Origin of the sequence: Enterobacter sp. 01-M-02-SI-ECC, assembly GCF_047530595.1 — a bacterium.
In the GTDB taxonomy this organism is placed as follows: domain Bacteria; phylum Pseudomonadota; class Gammaproteobacteria; order Enterobacterales; family Enterobacteriaceae; genus Enterobacter; species Enterobacter cloacae_M.
This window is the reverse complement of record NZ_JBLKCZ010000026.1, coordinates 33673-54633: the sequence shown is the minus strand read 5'-3', so window position 1 is coordinate 54633 and position 20961 is coordinate 33673. Positions and strand designations below refer to the sequence as shown.

Annotated in this window: 13 protein-coding genes and 2 tRNA genes; 3 read left to right on the top strand and 12 right to left on the bottom strand. The window is 57.1% G+C overall.

Annotation, left to right across the window (positions count from 1 at the left end; translation table 11 throughout):
• Positions 1 to 26 precede the first annotated feature (26 nt).
• A tRNA-Met gene (locus ACMWLG_RS22170) sits at positions 27 to 103 on the top strand.
• A gap of 44 nt (positions 104 to 147) precedes the next feature.
• Positions 148 to 224, top strand: a tRNA-Met gene (locus tag ACMWLG_RS22165).
• Positions 225 to 312: 88 nt separating this feature from the next.
• Here the strand turns inward: ACMWLG_RS22165 and amiC are convergent.
• The gene (amiC, locus tag ACMWLG_RS22160) at positions 313 to 1566 is read right to left on the bottom strand and encodes an N-acetylmuramoyl-L-alanine amidase AmiC (RefSeq protein WP_023309036.1); all 1254 of its coding nucleotides are present in this window, start codon (positions 1564 to 1566) and stop codon (positions 313 to 315) included.
• Between the two features lie 227 nt (positions 1567 to 1793).
• On the opposite strand from amiC, the gene argA reads away from it, so the two are divergent.
• Positions 1794 to 3125, top strand: coding sequence for an amino-acid N-acetyltransferase (gene argA / locus ACMWLG_RS22155; protein ID WP_023309037.1), 1332 nt, complete (start codon positions 1794 to 1796; stop codon positions 3123 to 3125).
• A 54-nt stretch (positions 3126 to 3179) separates the two neighbouring features.
• Here argA and recD read toward each other — a convergent pair whose 3' ends face one another.
• The 11 genes from recD to ptsP all read right to left on the bottom strand — a co-directional run bounded on the left by recD (position 3180) and on the right by ptsP (position 20953).
• On the bottom strand, positions 3180 to 5000 hold the full coding sequence (gene recD, locus ACMWLG_RS22150) for an exodeoxyribonuclease V subunit alpha (RefSeq protein WP_045404592.1): 1821 nt from the start codon (positions 4998 to 5000) through the stop codon (positions 3180 to 3182).
• Positions 4997 to 8539, bottom strand: coding sequence for an exodeoxyribonuclease V subunit beta (recB, locus tag ACMWLG_RS22145; protein WP_045404594.1), 3543 nt, complete (start codon positions 8537 to 8539; stop codon positions 4997 to 4999). The genes recD and recB overlap by 4 nt, the downstream gene beginning before the upstream one ends.
• Complete coding sequence (gene ptrA, locus ACMWLG_RS22140; RefSeq protein ID WP_045404597.1) at positions 8536 to 11403, bottom strand: pitrilysin; 2868 nt, start codon at positions 11401 to 11403, stop codon at positions 8536 to 8538. Before ptrA ends, recB begins: the two co-directional genes overlap by 4 nt.
• 140 nt (positions 11404 to 11543) lie before the next feature.
• Positions 11544 to 14918 carry an exodeoxyribonuclease V subunit gamma gene (gene recC, locus ACMWLG_RS22135; protein WP_045404598.1) on the bottom strand — a complete coding sequence of 1125 codons (3375 nt, stop codon included), beginning with the start codon at positions 14916 to 14918 and terminating at the stop codon, positions 11544 to 11546.
• Between the two features lie 12 nt (positions 14919 to 14930).
• A complete protein-coding gene (locus tag ACMWLG_RS22130; protein ID WP_023309042.1) occupies positions 14931 to 15254 on the bottom strand; it encodes a prepilin-type N-terminal cleavage/methylation domain-containing protein in 324 nt (107 codons plus the stop codon).
• Positions 15239 to 15640 carry a DUF2509 family protein gene (locus ACMWLG_RS22125; RefSeq protein WP_045404600.1) on the bottom strand — a complete coding sequence of 134 codons (402 nt, stop codon included), beginning with the start codon at positions 15638 to 15640 and terminating at the stop codon, positions 15239 to 15241. The genes ACMWLG_RS22130 and ACMWLG_RS22125 overlap by 16 nt, the downstream gene beginning before the upstream one ends.
• On the bottom strand, positions 15637 to 16197 hold the full coding sequence (locus ACMWLG_RS22120) for a prepilin peptidase-dependent protein (protein WP_045404602.1): 561 nt from the start codon (positions 16195 to 16197) through the stop codon (positions 15637 to 15639). Before ACMWLG_RS22120 ends, ACMWLG_RS22125 begins: the two co-directional genes overlap by 4 nt.
• A complete protein-coding gene (locus ACMWLG_RS22115) occupies positions 16188 to 16652 on the bottom strand; it encodes a prepilin peptidase-dependent protein (RefSeq protein WP_045355583.1) in 465 nt (154 codons plus the stop codon). The genes ACMWLG_RS22120 and ACMWLG_RS22115 overlap by 10 nt, the downstream gene beginning before the upstream one ends.
• Positions 16653 to 16836: 184 nt before the next feature.
• The gene (gene thyA / locus ACMWLG_RS22110) at positions 16837 to 17631 is read right to left on the bottom strand and encodes a thymidylate synthase (RefSeq protein ID WP_014885081.1); all 795 of its coding nucleotides are present in this window, start codon (positions 17629 to 17631) and stop codon (positions 16837 to 16839) included.
• Positions 17632 to 17637: 6 nt separating this feature from the next.
• On the bottom strand, positions 17638 to 18513 hold the full coding sequence (gene lgt / locus ACMWLG_RS22105; protein ID WP_023309046.1) for a prolipoprotein diacylglyceryl transferase: 876 nt from the start codon (positions 18511 to 18513) through the stop codon (positions 17638 to 17640).
• A gap of 193 nt (positions 18514 to 18706) precedes the next feature.
• Positions 18707 to 20953 carry a phosphoenolpyruvate--protein phosphotransferase gene (ptsP, locus tag ACMWLG_RS22100; protein WP_023309047.1) on the bottom strand — a complete coding sequence of 749 codons (2247 nt, stop codon included), beginning with the start codon at positions 20951 to 20953 and terminating at the stop codon, positions 18707 to 18709.
• Between the last annotated feature and the right edge of the window lie 8 nt (positions 20954 to 20961).

The following is a 20961-nucleotide window of genomic DNA, read 5'->3' as shown; positions in this document are numbered from 1 at the left end:
ATCTTCTACGAGAGTAGAAAGACGGACGCGGGGTGGAGCAGCCTGGTAGCTCGTCGGGCTCATAACCCGAAGGTCGTCGGTTCAAATCCGGCCCCCGCAACCAATCAAATTTGAAGAAGTAAGTTTCTATACGAGTAGAAAGACGGACGCGGGGTGGAGCAGCCTGGTAGCTCGTCGGGCTCATAACCCGAAGGTCGTCGGTTCAAATCCGGCCCCCGCAACCAACACTTCTGAAAACAATAAACACCCTCAAGGGTGTTTTTTTGTATCTGTCGTTTGTGAATTTGCCGGGCGTGTACCCGGCTGAAAGCGTTATCCGCGTCGCGCCAGCGTCGCCCCGTCAGAGAAATACGCCCGTATCCCCGCCAGAATCGACTCCGCAACCTCCTGCTGGAATTTTGCCGTCTTGAGCTTACGCTCCTCTTCGACGTTACTGATAAACGCGGTTTCGACCAGAATGGACGGGATATCCGGTGCTTTGAGTACCGCAAACCCGGCCTGTTCAACGCTGTTTTTATGCAGCTTATTGATGTTGCCCAGCTTGCCCAGCACCGCTTTACCAAACTTCAGGCTGTCGTTAATGGTCAGCGACTGCACCATATCGAACATAGTGTGGTCGACGTAGCGGTCACCGCTTTTGCTCACGCCGCCAATCAGGTCAGAGGCGTTCTGGGTGTCAGCCAGATATCTTGCGGCGGTACTGGTCGCGCCTTTGGTTGAGAGCGCGAACACCGACGAGCCGCTTGGCTGGCGGCTGGTAAAGGCATCCGCATGGATCGACACGAACAAATCGGCGCGCTGCTTCTGCGCTTTCGCCACCCGGACCTTCAGCGGAATAAAGATATCTTCATTGCGCGTCATATAGGCGCGCATATTACCTTCTTTATCAATCAACGCCTTCAGGCGGCGGGCAATTTGCAGCACAACGTCTTTTTCACGCGTGCGGTATTTCCCCACCGCGCCGGAGTCTTCACCGCCGTGTCCGGGATCGAGCATGATCACAATCGGACGATCGCGCCCTGCTTTCCCCGGCTGCGGACCGCTTTGCGCAGGTGGAACCTGACGCTGCAAGTCGCCCTTGTTGTAATCCTCCAGCAGGGCAAGAAGCGGATCCTGAATATCCGTTGCGTTGGCCGGGTAGAGATCCATCACCAGGCGCTCTTTAAACGTCGCGACGGGCGCCAGGGCGAACAGCTGCGGCTTAACGTTCTGTTTAAGCTCAAACACCATGCGCACGGTTTGCGGATCAAACTGCCCGACGCGAGCCGATTTAATAAACGGATCGTCGCCGCGGATCTGCGCCGCCATCCCTTTCAGCACGGAGTTGAGGTTAACGCCTTCGAGATCCACCACCACGCGTTCCGGGTTGCTGAGGGCAAATTGCTTATATTTCAGCACGCGATTGGATTCGACCGTCACGCGCGTATAGGTCGACGACGGCCAGACGCGTACCGCCACCACCTGACTGGTGGCGGCAAGACCGACCTGACTGACGCTAAGCAACCACATTGCCCCGGCCCCTTTTAACAAACGGCGGCGGCTTATTGCTGAATTGGATCCCGACATGCTTCTCCCGAGCAAGAACACTGACTGATATACAAAATGTCCAGATTGACCGAAAACTTTAACGAATGACGCATAAACTGTCATCTATAAAAGGGTAAACAATCATACGCTAACGCACGGATTACTTACCAATTTCTGTAGGTCGCGGAAAATTTGCGCTTGCACACGCGACCACAATCGAATAAAAATACAGAAATTACGAATAAACATTCATTAAGGGTTGTGCCATGGTGAAGGAACGTAGAACCGAACTGGTCCAGGGATTCCGCCATTCTGTTCCCTATATCAACGCCCATCGGGGAAAAACGTTTGTCATCATGCTTGGCGGCGAAGCCATTGAGCATGAAAATTTTTCCAGCATCGTCAATGACATTGGCCTGCTGCACAGCCTCGGGATCCGCCTGGTGGTGGTGTATGGCGCGCGTCCGCAGATCGACGCCAACCTGGCCGCTCACCACCACGAGCCGATTTACCACAAACACACCCGCGTCACCGATGCCAAAACCCTGGAGCTGGTGAAACAGGCGGCGGGTCTGCTGCAGCTGGATATTACCGCGCGTCTCTCCATGAGCCTGAACAATACGCCGCTGCAGGGGGCGCATATCAACGTCGTGAGCGGCAACTTTATCATTGCCCAGCCGCTCGGCGTGGACGATGGCGTGGATTACTGCCACAGCGGCCGTATCCGTCGTATTGATGAGGAAGCTATTCACCGCCAGCTGGACAGCGGCGCCATCGTGCTGATGGGCCCGGTCGCCGTTTCCGTGACCGGCGAAAGCTTTAACCTGACGTCCGAAGAGATCGCCACGCAGCTGGCGATCAAGCTGAAGGCGGAAAAAATGATTGGATTCTGCTCCTCCCAGGGCGTCGTGGACGCTGAAGGAACAATCGTACCGGAACTCTTCCCGAATGAAGCTCAGGCCCGCGTGGAAGCGCTGGAAGCCGAAGGTGATTACCACTCCGGCACCGTCCGCTTCCTGCGTGGCGCCGTGAAGGCCTGCCGCAGCGGCGTGCGCCGCAGCCACCTGATCAGCTATCAGGAAGACGGGGCCCTGCTCCAGGAGCTGTTCTCCCGCGACGGTATTGGTACGCAGATTGTGATGGAGAGTGCGGAGCAGATCCGCCGCGCCACCATCAATGACATCGGCGGCATTCTGGAGCTGATCCGCCCGCTGGAACAGCAGGGTATTCTGGTGCGTCGTTCGCGCGAACAGCTGGAGATGGAGATCGACAAATTCACCATTATTCAGCGCGATAACCTGACCATTGCCTGCGCCGCGCTCTATCCGTTCCCGGAAGAGAAGATCGGTGAAATGGCCTGCGTGGCGGTGCATCCTGATTACCGTAGCTCTTCACGCGGCGAAATGCTGCTTGAACGCGTGGCGGCACAGGCGCGCCAGATGGGGCTAAGCAAGCTGTTCGTCCTGACGACGCGCAGCATTCACTGGTTCCAGGAGCGCGGATTCACGCCGGTGGATATCGATTCTCTGCCGGAAACGAAGAAAGAGATGTACAACTATCAGCGTCGTTCAAAGGTGCTGATGGCTGACCTGGGATAATACAACGCTTGCCGGGTAGCGCTGCGCGTACCCGGCCTGGATGTCTGGCGTTGTTCAGAGTGACTCAAATATCGCGCCCAGCCCGCTTCGGCGTTCCGTTCGGGTGGCGATCGCCTGCACCAGCACCCGTTCATCGGTATAGAGCGACAGGCGCTGACGCGCGCGCGTAATGGCGGTATAGATCAGCTCGCGGGTAACGACGGGTGAAAGCTGCGTGGGCAGGATCAGCGCCGCATGGTTAAACTCGGAGCCCTGGGATTTATGCACCGTCATCGCCCAGGCGGTTTCATGCTCGGGTAAACGGCTGGGCTGGAAGGACTTCACGCTCCCGTCCGGCATCTGGAACCAGACGCGCAGGCCCTGACCGCAGTCGAGCGCAATCCCGATATCCCCGTTAAACAACCCCAGCGCGCTGTCGTTGCGGGAGATCATCACCGGTCGCCCTTCATACCAGCGCGAGTGCGGGGTACGGTTAATTTTGCGTTTTTGCGCCAGCAGCTGTTCCAGCCTGTCGTTGAGACCCCGGACGCCAAAGGGGCCTTCCCTCAGCGCACAGAGCAGCTGATACTCGCCAAACGCGGCAATGACCTGCTCCGGCGTACTTTGCTGTTGTACGCCCGTCAGAAAGTGCTGGTACCCCTGCAGGGCGTCGTCCAGCATCGCCTGATACTCTTCCCCGCTTTGCAGCGATTTTTTCTCTATATCCGTAAAGGTACCGTCAAACACCGCAGTGGTGGTGCGCCGGTCGCCCCGGTTCACCGCTGCCGCAAGCTGGCCGATGCCGGAGTCGCTGCCGAAACGGTAGCTTTTTTGCAGCAGACACAGGCTGTCGCGCAGCGCCCCTGCCAGCGAATGGTTTTCAGAGGTGAGCGAACATCCGGTGAGACGGGCTAACTCCTGCGCGCGTTCAGCGGTATATCCCAGGCTGGCATAGGTGCAGATATCCCCCAATACGGCTCCCGCCTCAACGGAGGCAAGCTGGTCGCGATCGCCGAGGAAAATGACACGCGCGTGCGGCGGTAGCGCATCGATCAAACGCGACATCATAGTCAGATCAATCATCGACGCTTCATCCACCACCAGCACGTCAAGGTGCAATGGATTACCGGCATGATAGCGCAGACGCTGGCTACCCGGCTGTGCGCCAAGCAAACGGTGCAGCGTGCTGGCTTCATTGGGGAAAAGCGCAAGCTGCTCCCCGGTTAGCGGCAGCTTTTGCAGCGCGCCGCCTAACGACTCCGTCAGACGCGCCGCCGCTTTACCGGTGGGAGCCGCCAGGCGAATACGGCACTTTTGCTCACCCGAGAGCTGAATCAGCGCAGCAAGCAGTTTTGCCACGGTGGTCGTTTTACCGGTGCCCGGACCGCCAGAAATCACCGAGATCCGTCGCGTTAAGGCCACGGCTGCCGCCACTTTCTGCCAGTCTGTCGCGTCGTCAGCGGTAAACAGCGTATCCAGCGTTTGCCGGAGCTGCGCTTCATCGCAGGGAAGCGGGGCGTTGGTCTCGCTGAAGAAGCGCGCTACCGTCAGTTCGTTACACCACAGCCGGTTAAGATACAAACGCTCGCCGACAAGGATCATTGGCGTCCCGGTATCGGCTCCGCTCACGGCAGGCGAACCGAGTAATATCTCCTGCCAGTCCACTGCGTCCCCCAGCAGCGCGAAACACGCCTGTAAAGCCGGAGGCATTTTCTCATCCACCGCCAGACGCGACAGCGGCAGACATACGTGCCCTTCCCCCGCGTCTTTACTCAGAATGGCGGCGGCCAGCATGACGGCCGGCTCCTCGCCTGCCACCATCATGGCGAACTGCACATCCAGGTGACGCAATAATCGTTGTTCAACCGCGTCCAGCAGTAGCGCCTGCATCGTCATGCCACCTCCTCCGTGCCTGCAGCAAACAGGTTATCCATTTTTTCAATCAGTTCCGCAGCCGGACGCGTGCTAAAGACGCCGGAATGCGGGTCGTTAGCATCCACTCCGCGCAGGAACAGGTAAATTACGCCGCCAAAATGCGCTTCGTAGCGGTAATCGGCCATGCGATGGCGCAGGTAACGGTGCAGCGCAAGGGTGTAAAGCTGGTACTGCAGATCGTAGCGATGCATTTGCATTGCCGAGGCCATCGCGTCCTGGGTGTAGGCTTCGCTGCTTTCACCCAGCCAGTTTGATTTGTAATCCAGCAGGTAGTAGCGCCCTTCGTGGCGGAAAACCAGGTCGATAAAGCCTTTGAGCATCCCCTGCACCTGACGGAAGTTCAGCGGCGGACATCCGGCGGATAACGGATCGTACTCGCGGATCAGCGCATCAAGCGCTTCGGCCCTGAGCGGGCTGGCGATGGGGAGATAAAACTCCATCTCCACCTGCTTATCTTTGGCGGTCAACTGGTTCAGCGAGATCCCCTGCGTCGTGAGCGGCGCGTGCAGTACCGCGCGGATCCAGTCGGTGAGAACCGGCTGCCACTGTGCGTCGTAGCCGCCACTCTGTAACATCTTCAGCACCCACTCTTCCGATACCGGCTGGGTAAAATCCAGCTCTTCAAACAGGCTGTGCAAAAACGTGCCCGGCGAGGCGCCGCGCGGGAACTGGTGCGGCGTGAGCACTGGCTCAACAGGTACGCTACCGGCTCCTGCGGCATCTACGTCCAGTTTTGGCATCAGATCCTGCGCAATACTCTGCCCGTGCTGCTGCAAACCGGAGTAGCTGGTGACGCGCCAGTCGTCGGCAATGGTACGTACAACCTGGCGGGCATGGAGCTCTGACTCACCCAGCTCCGGCATCTGCCAGCGGCTGTTGTCGGGCTGCGACGGAATATGCAGGGCAACATGCTCTGTGCAAAGAGATTCGATGCACTGGCGCAGGCCCGCCGCGTCTTTGGGTTCACCATGCTGAATAAGCCGCCCCAGCGCGCTCAGATGAAAATCGCTCTCCCCGGTCTTTTCGCCACGGCGACGGAACAGAGGCGCAATGCCCAGGCTGCAGTGCCAGACCGAACGGGTCAGCGCCACGTAAAGCAGGCGCAGGTCTTCCGCCAGACGCTCGGCTTCGGCCAGCTCAACGCTGGACTCCGCGTTGCTGAGATCGAGCACCGCCTCAAAAGATTCGCGATCGTGGTAAAAGGCCTGATCCTGCACGCGATAATTGGCGATAAACGGCAGCCAGACCAGCGGATATTCCAGGCCTTTCGACTTGTGAATGGTGACGATCTGCACCAGATGTTTATCACTCTCAAGGCGCATCTGCTGGCTGGACGAATTACTGTTCGGATCGGCAATCTGCTGCGCCAGCCAGCGCACGAGGGCGTGTTCGCTCTCCAGCTGCGTACCGGCTTCCTGCAGCAGTTCGCTGATATGTAAAATATCGGTCAAACGGCGCTCGCCGCCTGCTGTCGCCAGCATATTCTCGGCAATGTGGCGCTGTGCCATGAGCTCGCGCACCATCGCCATGACTCCACGCTTCTGCCACTTTTCGCGGTAGCGAACAAACTCTTCCACCACGGCATCCCACGCGGCTTCGTCATTGTTGAGCGCATCGATATCCCGCGCGTTCAGCCCGAGCATCGCGCTCGCCAGTGCGCTACGCAGCGTGCTTTCCCGCTCCGGAGCCAGCACGGCCTGCAGCAGCCATAGCATCTCCTGCGCTTCCAGCGTTTCAAAGACGCTGTCGCGGTTTGAGAGGTAGACGGAGGGGATATTTAGTAACGTCAGGGCGTCGCGGATGAGCGCGGCCTCCTGACGGCTGCGCACCAGCACCGTGATATCGGATGCCTTTACCGGAGTTGGTTTATCCCCCTTCCACAGCAGCGCTTTACCGTGCGCGCCCGCGCTGAGCCAGTCGCGGATTTGTGCGGCACAGTGCTGGGCCATGGCATTTTGATAGTCGGCAACGCCGCAGCCTTCCCCGTCCAGCAGCCAGAAGTTCATGGCAGGCTGCGTCTCGCCGTTGAACTCGAAGCGCAACGAGGCATTTTTCTCGGCGAATTTTACCGGCTGAAACGGGATCTCCCGGAACATAAACGCCGTATCCATGCGGCTGAAGAGCGCATTGACGCTTTCCACCATGCCGGGAGAGGAGCGCCAGTTAGTATCGAGAGTGTAGTGCGCGTCAACTTCGCTACGGGCTTTCATGTAAGTGAAAATATCCGCACCGCGGAAGGCGTAGATGGCCTGTTTCGGATCGCCGATTAACAACAGCGCGGTACCGGGCTGCTGGCGCCAGATACGGCGGAAAATGCGGTATTGTTGAGGGTCGGTATCCTGAAATTCGTCAATCATCGCCACCGGGAAGCGGGTCCGGATCGCGGCGGCAAGCGCTTCGCCATTTTCACTGCACAGCGCCGCATCGAGGCGGCTCAGCATGTCGTCAAACCCCAGCTCACCCCGGCGGCGTTTTTCACGCGCGACGGCTTCGCGAATTTCCGTCATGGCGCGGGCGATCATCAGATCGTTGAGCGTTAAGGGCTCAGCCAGCAGGGTTTCAATCGCCACAAACAGGGGATGCTCAGGCACAATGCCGTCGGATTTGGTCCGCTCAACCAGGAAACGCCGGGAGAATTTCTCCAGCGCGTCCGGGAGCTGGTAGCCTCGCGTCTCCTCCTGCGCCCAGGCGCTGATCTTGTCGATCCATTTTCCCTGGTTGCCACGGTTAAACTTGCGTCGGTCAATCCCGGAATTTTCGATGATTGCGTCAATCTCGCCAACGGACTCCATCCATTTTTGCTTGATGTCGGCAATTTGCGCGATGATTTTTTCATGCCGTGAGGCCAGGGTTTCATCCGCTGGCGGCGGGGATTTGATGACCGGCGCTTCGCCCTGCAGGTAACGATCGATAGCGCGCAGCAGCGCCTCCGGGCCCTTCCACAGCGCATGTACCGCTTCGGCGATATCGCGCTCTAAAGGATAACAGTGGCGACGCCAGAAATCCGCGCACGCCTGATAGCGAAGAACGGATTCATCTTCAATGAGCTGCTGTTCGAACAGCATGCCGGACTCGAACGCATTCAGGCTCAGCATGCGCTGGCAAAAACCGTGAATAGTAAAGACGGACGCTTCGTCCATTTGCCGTTCAGCGAGCAGCAGCCACTGGGCGGCCTGTTGCTTATCGGCAATCTCTTCCAGAAGGCTCGCGTAGAGGGGGTTATCCGTGCTCTGACGCAGACAGGCGATGCGCAGCTCGTGGATATTGTTGCGAATACGACCCCGCAGCTCAGCGGTGGCAGCCTCGGTGAAGGTCACCACCAGCAGCTCTTCCACGCTCAAAGGGCGTGGATAAGCGGCGTTGCCGCCAAGCCCCAGCAGCAGACGCAGGTACAGAGCGGCAATGGTGAAGGTTTTTCCCGTTCCCGCTGAGGCTTCAATCAATCGTTCACCCTGCATAGGTAAACGTAAGGGATCAAGGGACTCAGCGGTATCGGTCATTCTTTCTTACTCCAGGGCATAGATTGCTGCAGCGCGCTGACGCTCTTCCAGACTTTCCAGCCTTTCGGGTTCACGTACTCCGTTTTCCCGTTCTGGCTTCCGGAAACCTGGGACAGAATGGTCATACCCTGCGGCTTAATGACCGCCTGATGGAAGAAGTCGGCAACCTTCTGCGGCGTCAGCTGTTTTATCTCGGCCACTACTTTATCACGCGAATCAAATTTCAGATTACCGCGATCGAAATCTTTGCTCAGCTGCGAGGCTTCTTCACCCAGCGTCTGCGGCGGCTGCATCACCTGTGCGATGACGGCCTGCTGGATCTGCGCAAACTCTTCCGGCTTCATGGCGCGGAGTTTCGCTTCCACCTGCGGGAAGAAGGCCTGGTAACGCTTCCAGAGATACGCCGGCTGTTTATCGCTGCTTTGCAGCAGGAAACCCAGCCCCCACTGTCGGCCTACGTTCATGGAGAAGGCAAACACCGCGTAGCCAAGCTGCTCCTCAGTGCGTAACTGGTTGTAGAACCACGGCTGAATAATTTGCCCCAGCACGGCACTCTGCGCTGAGCTGGCGAATTCATCATAGCCCGTTGGCACAAATACCGCGGCCAGCGCGGAGTCCGTGCTGTTACCCGCCTTTTCAAAAATCACATTCTGTTTTTTCTCAACCAGCACGTCCTGGTTTCGGCACCACTCGTCGCCTTTCGAACCGAGCTGAGCGCGTACATTCTCTGCCAGGGTTTTGGCCTGATCCTCACTCATGTTGCCGACGATCAGGAACTCCGGGCGCGTGTTGGTTTTCAGCGCGTCACGGTAAGCCAGCACGTCTTTTAAGGTGATCGAAGGCAACAGCGCGCGGCGGTCCTCTCGCTGGAAATAAGGAACTTGCGACAGCATTTGCGCCGGCATAAGCGCCAGATCGTAAGCTTTGCCCTTCTCCGCAGAATCCATCATCTGCGCATACCACGATTTGGCCTGCTCAAGCTGCTCTTCCGTCGGCGTATAGCTGAAATAACCCTCCAGCAGTGCCTGGAACAGCTGAGGCAAACGCTGGGTATAGCCGTTTGCATTGAGCATCAAACCGTTGTTGGCGTTGGTGGAGAAGCTGATCCCACCCACGGCCGCCTGGTTGCTGAGCTGATCGAGCGCAATCCCGGCGAGATAGTCATTGAGCGCGAACATCACCTGATTTTTAGCGCTGTTCATCGCTTTCGGGTTACGCAGCACCACGCTGACATCGGCCTTTGGCTCGCTTGCGAAATAGCGGCTAGGGGTATACACCACGCGCAGGGTAGGCTCATCAACGATTAGCGCCGGGTGCGGGTAATCTTGAGTCGTTTTGGTCAGCGAGAAGTCATCCGGAATATAGGGGTTCAGCTCCGGCAGCTTCAACGCAATCTCCCCGGCCTTCTTCTGCCAGTCGGCGAAGGTCTGTGCGCTGATTTTGTCCACCTGATAAGGAGCATCGACAAAATACGCCGTCTTGTTATGCGGTTCGTTCGGGCTGATGTACCAGATGCGGGCATTCTCCGGCGTCATCATCGCCAGGCGGGCTTTCACCGCATCGGCATCATACCGGTCGGCAATATTGACCGCATCGAGGGTGTGTTCCACCGGCACGCGGATCATGGTATCCGCCAGCCACTCAACGTAATCCATGTCGCGGGTAATGGACGGATAGCGGAAATCGAGATCCAGCACGTGCGCGAGCTCATCAAAGTAGCGCTTATCGACGCCTTTCTCACGCAGTAAAGAGAGGTAGCTGAAGATCGCAGCCACCACTTCGTCACGGTTTGCCAGGCCCTTGTCGGTCAGGGTGGCGGAGATCGCCAGCACGCCGCTATTGCCGTTCACAACCGGATCGGAGTCGGCGCGAATACCTTCCACGAGCCCCTGTTTTTGCAGCCAGTCAGAAAGCGTACCCGGACTACGGTTACCTATCAGGTAGGTCACCAGCTCATCGGTTTTACTGCGAAACTTTGCGGTGTTGTTATCGATGCGGAATTCCACGCGCAGCACTTTGCGCGGCAGCGCAGGCACGTAGTGGATCACAATGCCCTTTTGCGCGTCCGTGACCACCGGTACGTCTATCTGCGGCAGGTCGATATTTTTATTCGGCACCCGACCAAACGTTTTAGCCGCCATGCCTGCCAGTTCTGGCAACGGTTTATTGCTGTAGATGACCGCTTTCATCAGGTTGGCGGAGTAGTATTTATCGCGAAACGCGTGCAGGGCATCAAGCACCGGGCTATTCGGTTTGTCGCTTAACGTCTCCAGGTTACCGCCGGAGAAGCGCGAACCCGGGTGCGCAGGGTTGATGGTTTCGGCGCTGACCTGGGCCATGCGCATACCATCTCGCGTACGGGCAAGGGTCAACTCAGCATTGACGGCATTGCGTTCACGGTCGGCATATTTTTTATCCAGCAACGGCGCGGCGATGGAATCAGCAAGGCGGTCGACCGCGCCTTCCAGCGCATCATTTTCGACTTCGAGATAAAAGGCCGTGCGGTACGGTGCCGTACTGGCATTGTGGCTGCCGCCATGCATTTTCAAAAATTCGGACAGGCTATCTGGCTGCGGGTATTTTTTTGACCCCATCAGCGTCATATGTTCCAGATAGTGTGCAAGCCCAGGATGCGCGTCAGGATCTTCCAGCGATCCAACCGGCACCACTAATGCCGAGAGGGACTTCACCGCCTGCGGATCGGAAACCAGCAGCACGGTCATGCCGTTATCAAGACGAATAGCCTGATATTGACGAGTATCTTTTTCGCTTTTACGAATAGTTTCCTGAACGGGTTGCCAACCGGAGTCTGCCTGAGTGACAGGTACCCAGAGGGCGAAAAACAAAACAAACGCTTTAAACAAGGTGCTACCTCTTTATCACGGCTACATCATTAACACATTGCGTGCTGGACACGCCAACATCTCTTTATGGGGTACATCAGTCCGTGATAAGAAGTGCATCATAAATGAACCCCCCATGCTGCGCAATTTTTATACAGCGCTCAGGACTGATTAAATTTAAACAACGGCAGCAGGTAGCGCTGCGCCTCTTCCGTGATGGCCTCAAAGTACTCTGGCTCAAGCGTTCGCCATAAGCGCTGATACCAGACATCTTCACCTTCGCCCCGCACCATCATGTTACCTTCGTAGGCCTGCATAAATTTACTGCGCGCTTTCTGCAGTGACGCCTCATCCGTTAACATCGCATCATTCTGTGCGTCATAACAGGCTTTTATCCAGGCGCCGCCACTTTCCGGCAGTACCAGGAGCGGTTTGTTCATTCCCTGACGGTAGCCCTCAATGTACAAAGACAGATACCGTAACGCCTGCTCAGACTCCATCGGCGGGAAGCGCCATTCGCCCTCTTTGCGCACGAAAATCCGACTTTCACCTTTATGACCATCCGCACTGTAGACAAGATGTTCAAGCCAGAGTTGCAAACCCTGTGAAACGCTAAGCATAGAGGGCCGCCAGCGCAGCAACCCGTCCGGCTGAACCTGGGTTAACCAGCCCGTGAGCTGTACACTATTGCAGTTGAGATCAATTTCAATGCTTTTTCCTGGCTGTCGGCACGCTCTTACGCGCTCTGCCAGGGCGGTCATCTCCTGACACTGCGCCTCCCACACAATTTCCCCGAACGCCCCATAGGGCAGCTGCCCTGCAGCACGGTAGCGGCGATAAAGTTTGTCAGCATCTTCCTCTTCAACCAGCGCATTCAACAGCTGCAGGTTTAACTGGTAGCGCTCCAGCCCTTCCAGCGTAAAGGGCTCTGCATCAGGAATTTCACTCTCTTCAGAACGGAAGTTGACCTGCAATCGCTGCTGGAAGAAGGCGCGCACCGGATGCGCCCAAAACCGCTGAAGCTGTTCAAAGGTCAGGGTATCGACAGGGCGCGGGTCAAGTTCCTGTATGAAATCGGTATGCGCACTCCCCTCCTTTTTCGCTGCCGGTAACCACTCCTGCGCATAGCTCTGGCGCTCGCTGGGCGTGTAGTTCACCGGGTCAAATGGCATGCGGCTGTGGAAACAGGTGATATGAGATTTCACCCTCTTCTCGCTTTCATCGCAGTTGCGCTCTTCATCCCCCGGCAGATAGTGACTCTGGCCGATATAGTCCACCAGCTCCTGCACCAGAACGGAGGGAAAACGCTCGCTGTTGTCCTGAATGGAACGGCCGATATAGCTGATATATAGCTTACTCTGGGCGGAAATGAGCGCCTCAAGGAAGAGGTAGCGGTCATCATCGCGGCGGCTACGGTCGCCCCGCTTTGGATCTGCGCTCATCAAATCGAACCCCAGCGGCGCCAGCGCGCGCGGATAAACGCCGTCGTTCATGCCAAGCAGACAGACCACTTTAAACGGGATAGAACGCATTGGCATCAGGGTGCAGATATTGATGGGACCTGCCAGGAAACGCTGGCTGATTCGCTCCTGATCGAGCCGCTGCGTCAGCTCATCCCTCAACAGCGACAGCGGGATGGCCTCCTGATAGTGGGAGTTCACGCCTTCGTCGATGATCGCCTGCCACTGCGTTTCAATCAGTGCCATTGCCGCTTCGGTGTCACTGTCTGGCAGGAAGAAATCATTAAGCAATGCCCTGCAAACCGGAAGCCACGCTTCAAGCGGACGCGGCTGCATCAGCTCGTGTCGCCAGCGGTTAAGCTGCATCAGGAGTGACGCTAAATGCCCCACCAGTTCAGCAATTAACCCGCTGGACTCATCGTAAGGCAGCACCTCATTCCACTCGCCCTGGCTGCTCTCCATGGCGTAGCCCAGCAGCATACGCGTCAGGCCAAAACGCCACGTATGCTGCCCGGTAGGAGGAAGTTCGAACTCCTGAACGTTATCGTCATCGATCCCCCAGCGCACGCCAGATTCGTTCACCCACTGGCGAAGGTAGCGCAGCCCCTCTTCATTAATGTTGAAGCGTGCAGCCAGCACGGGAACATCCAGTAACGCCAGGACATCTTCGGAGATAAAGCGGCTATCCGGCAGTGAAAGCAGAGTGATAAAGGCCTGCAGTGCCGGATGCGACTGGCGGGCACGACGGTCAGAGATAGCGTAAGGCAGATATCGCTCGCCCGTCGCACTGCCAAAAACGGCCTGAATGAAGGGACTGTAGCTGTCGATATCCGCCACCATCACCACGATATCGCGTGGCGTCAGTTCGGGATCGTCCTGCAGCATCGCCAGCAGCTGGTCGTGAAGCACTTCGACCTCACGCTGAGGGCTATGGCAAACATGGATCGTGATGCTGCGATCGTCAGCATCCAGCTTGCGCTTGCTGTCGCTACGTTCGAATTCGTTCGCCGTCACGCCCATCACGGCACGGTTTTCCAGATCGAGGATATCCAGCTGAATATGATGCAGCAGGCTATCCGGGGTAATGTCGACAAAGGCATCCACGTCGCCTTCGCCTGATGAAGTGATGTCTGAAAGCATGTGAATGTAGTCACGCCCCAGCTTCCCCCACGAGGCAAGCAGTGGATTGGGCAGGTTCTGGATACCGTCTTCATCAAAAAGCTGACCGGCAGTCGCGCCGTCTTTAAACAGCGGGACGGAACGTTCTTCAAAAAGGCGCTTTCGTTGGCGAGTTACCAGCCGCGCAAGCCAACGTTCGTCGAGGATATCCCCCCAATACTGTCGGCAAGGGTTGGTGAACAAAATATGGATATCAATATGTTTACCCAGCGCGTTCAACGCCTTCAGATAAACAGGCGGTAATGCGGATATCCCGCAGATAAAAACGCGTGACGGCAGTCGGGCCGGGCGCTCCGGGGCATTCTCGAGTATTGAGATAAACCGCTCGTACAGGTTGGCACGATGCCACTTAGGCTGCCCAAGTTTCTCCGTATGCTCTACCAGTGCTTTCCACAGCGGTGCCTGCCATATTTGCGCCTCCGGTAGCCCTTCAACCAACTCGCCCGCTTCCCAACGAATTAACCAGTCAGAACGGTAAACAAGGTATTGGTCGTAGAGATCGGCGGTGCGCGACGCAAGCTGGAACAGCTTGCGCTTATCGGTATCGTCATTGAGGTAGTGGCGCAGCATGGCGAATTCATCGTGCTGCAGCATTTCCGGCAGCAGCGCCATGAGCTTCCAGCTCATGCCTTGTTTGTTGAAGGCGCTCTGCTCCGGGATGTCCGGCAACACGCGCACAAACATCTCCCAGATAAAACTCGCGGGCAGCGGGAAATCAATATTTGCGGCTATGCCAAATTTACGGGAAAGCGACATTTGCAGCCACTGTGCCATACCGGTGCTCTGCACCAGCACCATTTCAGGCTCAAAAGGATCGTCAAGCCGCTCGCGCTCAACGATAAATTCCATCAGCGCTTCCAGCACATCCAGACGATTTGAGTGGTAGACCCTTAACATAGACGCTCCCGACTACTGGCTAACCGGGCAATGCAGACGCGTTATCTCACCGCGCCGCCCCAGAGGAGAAATAAGTGTGACCGTGATGCTGACACATCCTGCGTGCGTTGTCTGCCCCCGACTGGCCTGCCAGCCTGCCGGGAGAACATTTGTTGAAAGCTGAGACTGATTCCAGGCATGGTGCCAGAGCTGGCGATACTGATTAAACAGGGTAAACCGCGCCGCCAGCGCCCGGTGATAACCGGACAAAGCCGTCACGACGATCACCAGCAGCATCATCGCCAGAAGTACCTCAACCATGCTAAACCCTTTTTCTCTGTTCACGGCAGCTGGCATAACGCGCTCTCCTTAAGGGGACAAAAATCACTCCAGCCGTGAGGCGAAAAGCGAACGTTCCCGTCGACAATCTCTCCTGAGCGCCAAAGCAGCAGGCCGCTGTCTCCGGCAATCAGCAGCACACGCGCTCCATTCAACTGGCGCAAACACACTCGCCACGCCGGTGTCATTTTGCACTGAACCTGTGGCTCCGATGACCAGCTCTGAACTCGTCCCCACTCAAGCGCGGACTGCACCGTCGCCTGCTGCTGAATCGAACTTTTCTCACCGCCAACGAGCGCGCTAAACGTTGTGAGCTGCTGATTGAGACCGGTGAGGATCAGGGTACCGAGCACCAGTAAAAGCAGAACCATCGCCAGCGAAGACATGCCGCGTTGACGATTCACAGGTTGTACCCCGTGACCGTATACAACGCCTGCCAGGGTTCCCCCTGCTCGCCTTTACGAATCGCCGCCAGTTCGATATTCACCTCTGGCGCAAAACCGGCATGTTCAACTGTCCTCACCACAAATTGCGCGATCCCTAGCCTGTCCGGGTCCGTGAGCTTTTCCCATCCTTTTCCTTCACATGAGGTCGCTCCACGCTGAGTTTCAAGCGCACCAGACTCCAGTCGAAAACCGGTGCTGTCATTTTCTGATGCGCTGTTATCCCAGCTGCCGTTACTGTTGGCATCCCACCGCACAATGACGCAACTTCCTTGCCTGGCGGTCACCAGCGCCTGTCCCTGACAGTTTCCCGCACAGTACCCCGCACGCTGGAGCTGTTTGCCCAGGGCAAACAGGTGGTGCAAGACCTCTTCCTCCAGTTGTCTCTGGCCAGATTGCGCTAAGACCGCCCGCTGCAAGCCGGGTAAAAAACGCGATGCGCTTATCAGCAGGAGGCTGCTAATCGCCGTGGCAATCAGAACTTCAGTCAGTGAGAAACCACGCTGCTTCATCGACATGAACCTCCTGCAGAGACCTTACACATCCTGATGCGTCCTCCATTTGAGACAATAATCAGCCATTCTCCCGCACGGCTTTGAACGCGTATCCGCCCTGCCCATGCCGTATCCTTTAATCCATAGAACGCGAGCGACGGCGTTACCTCGCCGATCGCGACCTCAGGCCAGAGTGGTATCAGCACAAAGGGACTGCCCTTCTCACAGCCTTGCACGGCAGAGCTCACCAGACAATCCATGCCTCCCACCCGCAGACGGGTAATTTGATGGTCGCGGTTGTAGCGGTTGGCATGGTTGCGCAGAAACAGCAGGTAATCTCGCACCTGACTGGCGGTTTGCCACAGCCGCTGCTGCCGCTGCCAGCTGTCCCAGCCGTACAGCCCTGAGGCGCTGAGGATAACGACAAGCGAAATCGCGACCAGCGTTTCGATAAGCGTAAAACCGTTCTCTTTTTTCATACCGGGAGTGTGGCGAAGCGCCGTGAACATGACGAGCGACGGTTCTTCGTTTTACGAGGCGTTATCCGAGGAATTGAGAGTGTTGCAGCGCGTTGCACGCTTTCTGGATAGCGCTTCGGGAAACGGGATAAAGGCAAAAAAAAACCGGCGCTAAAGAGCACCGGTTGTGTCACGCTTTATCGCATCAGATAGCGACAGGCGCTTTGATGCCCGGATGCGGGTCATAGCCCTCAATCTCGAAATCATCAAAGCGGTAGTCGAAGATTGATGCCGGTTTGCGCTTGATAATCAGCTTCGGCAGAGCACGCGGTTCGCGAGTCAGCTGGAGATGCGTCTGTTCCATATGGTTGCTGTAAAGATGGGTGTCCCCACCGGTCCAGACAAAATCACCCACTTCAAGATCGCACTGCTGCGCCATCATGTGGACCAACAGCGCATAGCTGGCAATGTTAAACGGCAGGCCGAGGAACACGTCACAGGAGCGCTGGTAGAGCTGACAAGAAAGCTTTCCATCCGCCACATAGAACTGGAAGAACGCATGGCACGGCGCCAGCGCCATTTTATCCAGCTCGCCGACGTTCCAGGCGGAAACGATGATTCGGCGCGAGTCCGGATCGTTTTTTAGCTGGTTCATCACGGTGGTGATCTGGTCAATATGGCGACCATCAGGCGTCGGCCAGGCGCGCCACTGCTTGCCGTAAACCGGGCCCAGGTTGCCATTTTCATCTGCCCACTCGTCCCAGATTGAGACGTTATTTTCGTGCAGATACGCAACGTTGGTATCGCCTTGCAGGAACCAGAGCAGTTCATGAATGATCGAGCGCAGGTGGCAGCGCTTTGTCGTCACCAGTGGGAAGCCTTCTTGCAGATTGAAGCGCATCTGGTGGCCAAAAATGGAGAGCGTACCGGTGCCGGTGCGGTCGTTTTTCGGCGTGCCCTCGTCGAGCACTTTTTTCATCAATTCAAGATACTGTTTCATGGTTCCTCAGGAAATTTGTTGCTGTGGACGACGACGATACGCCCAAATCATCATAATGGCACCCGCGACAATCATCGGAATGGAGAGGATCTGCCCCATGCTGATGTACTGTACCCATTCGCCGGTAAACTGTGCGTCAGGCTGACGGAAGAACTCGACGATAATACGGAATGCGCCGTAGCCAATCAGGAACAGGCCGGAGACAGCGCCCATCGGACGCGGTTTGCGGATAAACAGGTTGAGGATGATAAACAGTACCACGCCTTCCAGCGCCAGCTCGTACAGCTGAGACATATGGCGCGGCAGAACGCCGTAGGTATCAAAAATGGACTGCCACTCCGGGTGTGATGGCAGCAGCGCTATATCCTCTGCGCGGGAGCCCGGGAAGAGCATCGTGTACGGCACGCTCGGGTCGACTCGGCCCCACAGCTCACCGTTGATAAAGTTACCCAGACGGCCAGCGCCGAGACCAAACGGGATCAGCGGTGCGATAAAATCTGAAACCTGGAAGAAGTTGCGTTTGGTGCGTTTGGCAAAAATCACCATCACCAGGATCACCCCAATCAGGCCGCCGTGGAAGGACATGCCGCCGTCCCACACGCGGAACAGATAGAGCGGATCGTTCAGAAACACCGGGAAGTTATAGAACAGCACGTACCCAATGCGGCCACCGAGGAACACGCCGAGGAAGCCCGCATAGAGCAGGTTTTCAACTTCGTTTTTCGTCCAGCCGCTGCCCGGACGACTGGCGCGACGGCCAGCGAGCCACATGGCAAAAATGAAGCCCACCAGGTACATCAGACCGTACCAGTGAAGCGAAACAGGTCCTACTGAGAAAATGACCGGATCAAATTCCGGAAAATGCAGATAACCACTGTTCATCTGTCACCACAAGATGTTGTTATTCCGCTGAAAGTGGACAGCGGTAGAAATGCGATTCTGCCGTAAGCAGAGGCTCCAAAGTTGCGAATCATAGCACAAGGCGGGCGCGGAGGATGCGCCAGAGATGTAAAAGATGTGTATAGGGTTTTATGCGCGCTGGAGCACTCTCCCGGAGGGAGAGGCAGAAAGATGATTAGCGGCCGCCGCGGATCAGGCCGCCCATACCGCGTCGTTCCATAAACGCTGCGACCTGATGACGAACCTCTGCTGCCAGCTGCGCGTCAAGGCTGCGTTCAGCCAGCTCGCGGGCATCGTTGATGTCGATATGCCGCAGCAGGTACTTCACGCGGGCGACAGCGCGACCGTTCATCGACAGATGGCGGTATCCCAGACCAATCAGGATCGCAACGCACATTGAATCCCCGGCCATTTCACCGCACAGGCGTAAATCAATGCCGTACTGTTCCGCTTCGCGGGCAATCATCGCTAACGCGCGAATGATCGCCGGGTGCAGGCTGTCGTAGATACTGGCGACACGCGTATTGTTACGGTCGACGGCCAGAATATATTGCGTCAGGTCGTTCGTGCCGACAGAGATAAAATCAACACGGTTTGCCAGCTGCGGCAGCATAAAGACCATAGACGGCACTTCAAGCATCACCCCGATCCGCGGTTTCGGGATCGCATAGCCGATCATCTCTTCCACTTCACGGCCGGCACGTTCGATCAGTCGCCGGGACTCGTCGATCTCATCAATGCTGGTGACCATCGGGAGTAAGATGCTGAGATTGCCCGTCGCCGCGTTGGCGCGCAGCATTGCACGCACCTGGATCAGGAAGATCTCCGGCTGATCGAGCGTAATGCGGATCCCACGCCAGCCCAGGCAAGGGTTTTCTTCGCTGATCGGCATATAGGGCAGCTGTTTATCCGCGCCGACATCGAGGGTTCGCAGGGTGACAGGTTTGTCGTTAAACATCTGCAGCATCCCCTGATACTGCGCCACCTGCTCCTCTTCGGAGGGGAAACCGCTCTGCAGCATGAACGGGATTTCAGTACGGTACAGGCCAATACCGTCGATGCGGCTGCCAAGCTTTTCTTCATGCTCAGGGCTTAAACCGGCGTTGAGCATGACTTTGATCCGCTCTCCGCTCTTAAGCTGTGCGGGCAGGTTAACGTCATCCTCCGCCAGCTTGCTTAATTCATTCTCTTCGCTGATAAGACGCTGGTATTCCTGGAGCAGAACCGGCTCAGGATCGACCAGCAGCTCACCGCGATAGCCGTCAACCACCAGCGTACGGCGGTGCAGTACCGACGGCTGGATATCGGCCCCCATAACGGTTGGGATACCCAGCGCGCGCACCATAATGGCGGCATGCGAGTTGGCGGCACCATCGCGCACCACCACACCGGCCAGCCTGTCCTGGGGCAGTTCAGCCAGCGTCGTTGCCGAGAGTTCATCGGCGACCAGAACAAACCGTTTTGGCCAGGCATTCGGCCCCTGAATGGTGTCATCGAGATGGAACAGCAGACGCTGTCCCAGGGCGCGGAGATCGCCAGCCCGCTCTTTCAGGTAACCGTCGGTCAGTGCCGCAAATTGGTCGGCAAATTTTTCGATGACCTTCTTAACCGCCCACTCTGCGACCGAGCCTTTATCCACTTCCGCAAAAAGCTCACGACGCAGACGCGCGTCGGAGAGCAGATGCGAATAGAGGTCGAAGATGGCCGCCGTCTCTTTCTGTGCGCCTGCGGCAAAACGCTTGCTGTAACGACGAAATTCATTCGCAGCCTCTTCCAGCGCGGCGGTAAGACGCTCGCGCTCAAGCGCTTCATCAAGCGTAGAGGCTTCGTAAACCTGCTCCATCAGCGGCAGCGTGGCGTCCATCCAGCCTTCCGCAATCGCTACGCCTGGCGATGCCGGAAGGGCACGAATGCGCGTATGGCGATACTGACCAAAGAGCGCGGCAAGCTGGGACTGGGAGAGGATCGCCGCCATCTGCGTGGCCAGCGTGACGAGGAAAGACTCTTCGCTTTCATCGTACTGACGTAGCTCGCGCTGCTGGACAACCAGCACGCCGAGCAGCTGGCGACGCTGGATAATCGGCACGCCAAGGAAAGCGCGAAAGCGCTCTTCTTTTACGGAAGGGATGTATTTAAAGCTGGGGTGTTTTTGCGCATCAGCAAGGTTGATGGGTTCAGCCAGCCGCCCAACCAGACCCACGATACCTTCATCAAAGGCGAGCGTGACGGTGCGTCCACGTGGTTTTTTCAAACCACGGGTCGCCATCAGGTAATAGCAGCGCCGATCGTGGTCGGCCAGATACACCGAACAGACCTCGGTCTCCATCGCAAGACAGATGTCAGTGACCAGAATATTCAGCGCCTCGTTCAGACGCGGAGCACTGGCCACCTTCTCGACTATTTCTCGCAAGCGGGTGAGCATGATTTGCG